The sequence below is a fragment of the Flavonifractor sp. An100 genome (assembly GCF_002161175.1).
GTDB lineage: Bacteria > Bacillota > Clostridia > Oscillospirales > Oscillospiraceae > Lawsonibacter.
The window spans coordinates 1-2,615 of sequence record NZ_NFMA01000050.1 but is presented as its reverse complement, the minus strand read 5'-3'; the positions used below and the strand labels follow the sequence as shown (position 1 = coordinate 2,615).

At 57.4% G+C, this 2,615-nt stretch carries 2 protein-coding genes; both read left to right on the top strand.

Translation table 11 applies throughout. From position 1 onward, the window contains the following. Positions 1-375: 375 nt before the first annotated feature. A complete protein-coding gene (locus B5E43_RS14675; protein ID WP_087397905.1) occupies positions 376-1,548 on the top strand; it encodes a helicase associated domain-containing protein in 1,173 nt (390 codons plus the stop codon). Between the two features lie 105 nt (positions 1,549-1,653). After that, entirely contained in the window at positions 1,654-2,562 is a 909-nt protein-coding gene (locus B5E43_RS14670; protein WP_242964856.1) for a tetratricopeptide repeat protein, read from the top strand. The last annotated feature ends 53 nt before the right edge of the window (positions 2,563-2,615 follow it).

Below are 2,615 nucleotides of genomic sequence, written 5' to 3'. Positions count from 1 at the left end.
ATGGGCACTTACCTGATCCTGCTGGTGGGCGACGGAGAGTATCAGGTGATGGATTTTGGCCAGGGGGTCAGCCAGGACGGGTTTGAGGAGGGCGACCAGGTCAAAATCACATACACAGGTTCCCTGGACGACGAGGAGAATGCACCGGTGGTCGTAACCATGGAGAAGGTCGGCTAAAAACCTTGCACCAAGCGGAGTTTTTATCATAAAACAGGATGCCGGCGGTGTTTCCGCCGGCATCCTGTTTTGTTTATCAGAGGAGATGGCCGTGGCTGTGACCTTGGAATCCGGAGAATAAAAAATTCCAGCCAGGCGCGTGGACTGGTATACTGGTTTTGTTAAGCGGGCCGGTGCGGTTTTTTAGGAGGGAAAACGGTGAACAAAGGGACCCATGTTCGGCAAGCCAGCTGGGAGGAGATGTATGAGCTGGCCAAACAGTACGCCCAAACCCATGGAAATTTGGCGGTCCCTGGGGATTACCAGGTGGAGGGAAAACGGTTGGGGGCTTGGATTGGGACCCAGCGGGGCGATTACAAGGGAAAAACAAATCCCTGCTTTACCAAGGAACGGGAGGAGAAGCTGCGGGCCATAGGGATGATCTGGGATGTGAGAGAGTGGGAATTTCAGACCATGGTGCAGGCGCTGGAGGAGTACCGCCGGACCTTTGGGGACGTTCGGGTGCCCCAGTCCTATGTGACGCCGGAGGGAAGGAAGCTGGGCATCTGGGTCAACCGGATCCGGCTGAGCCGCCGGCAGGGGACGCTGTCCCCGGAGCAGGAGAAGATCTTTGACGGGATGGGAATGGTCTGGGAGCCACAGCAGCAGAGACAGGAGCAGTGGACCGTTTGTTTTGAGCTGGTAAAGGAGTACGCGGCCGCCCGCGGCCGCCTTCCTCCCGCCGGTTATGTGACCGGGGAGGGAATCAAGCTGGGGCTGTGGCTGAACAATCAGAAGCAAAACATTAAAAAAGGGACTCTGAGCCGGGAACGGAAACAGAAGCTGGATCAGCTGAACATCCCAGCCGATCATCATCAGCAGGGCTGGGACAGCCAATTTGAACTGCTCAAGGCCCATGCGCTCCGCTGCGGCAGTCTGGGATGGAGCCGGGGAGCACAGCAGCGGCTTTCTGAACCGCTGTCCAATTGGCTTTCCCGGCAGAGGAAAGCATACCAGATGGGGGAGCTGGAGAAGGAGCGGATTCAACGGCTGGAAGAGATTGGGATGGTGTGGGATGTCCGGGAGGAGCTTTGGGAGAGCATGTACCGGCAGGCGAGGGAGTTTTACCAGACCCACGGCCACCTCCAGGTTCCGGCGGGGGAAGGGCCTTATCTGCAAGACCCGGACAAACCCACGAAGCTCAGCACAGAACAACAGATCGTGGTGATGGACAAGCTGTTGGAGTGTGCGGAGGTCAATCTCCGAACACTCTGTGATCTGATCCGTTACCAGCAGCTCAAAGATGCCGGTGTAGTCAACTCCGTAGGGGAGTTCCTGCGTCTGGTCCATCCAGATGATGTCCGCGATGTTCCAAAGGAGGATGCTGATTGAAGAAATCCGAATACAAATCCTACGATGACCTGCCGCTGTTTCTCAACGCGGATAGAGTACTACCATGACAAGCCCAGAGAAAAGAAAAAGCTGTCACAGGAGAAAGTGTTCCGACAGATCAAGAACGCCGTCATCCAGGAGGCGGAGCGCATCCGCATGGGGGAGATCACTTTCGAGGACGCCGACCTGACTGAACATGATGAACCAGAACATGGGCGGGGCGAGTCCTATGATTTCTGGGAGCTGCGGCAGATCATCTGGGACGACACCCTTTCCCTGGCCGACCGAGACGGGGCCATGGAGGAGCTGGAGCGGCTGGCGGAACGAGGTGACACCCATGCTCAATACTTGATGGGTCAGCTCTACCGGGATGGTCCGCTGCTGTTCCCAGACAGTCAAAAGGCGAAAGACTGGCTCACCCAGGCGGCAGAGCAGGGCTTGCCGGAGGCCCAGTATGTCCTCGGAAAATTTCTTCTCTCTGATGATCCTGAGGTGCGGAACCCGAAGGAGGGCATCCGCTGGCTGAAGCAGGCGGCGGAGAATGGAAATCGCTTCGCCGCCTACCGGCTGGGCAGGGAGTATTTGACCGGCGAGGCGATGACTAAAGATACCTCCAAAGCGGCGAAATGGTTCACCCGGTCAGCGGAGGCGGGCAACCAGTACGCCCAGTACATGCTGGGCAAGCTGTACCTGACAGGGCAGGGAGTGACTCACGACCAGACCCAGGCAATGGTTTGGTTCGGTCGTTCCGCCGCCCAAGGAAACCAGTACGCCCAACTCTTCCTGGAGCGGCAAAATGAAATCCGTCCGCCCTCCGTAATGCTGGCGGCCACCCGCCTGCTCTACCACATGAGCCGGATCTTTGAGAACCACTCTCTGCCCCAGTCCGATGCCGGCCTGCACATTGACTGGAAGCGCCGCCAGCAGCTCCGAGAAAAGAGAATCGCTCTGGGCCACAAGCCAAACGACCATGAGGAAGAACAAAGCCAGGGTATGACTATGAAGGGGTGGTAACTCTCAAAATTATGATGCGGTTAACAATGAATACAGCGGCAGGCCGGAGTGCC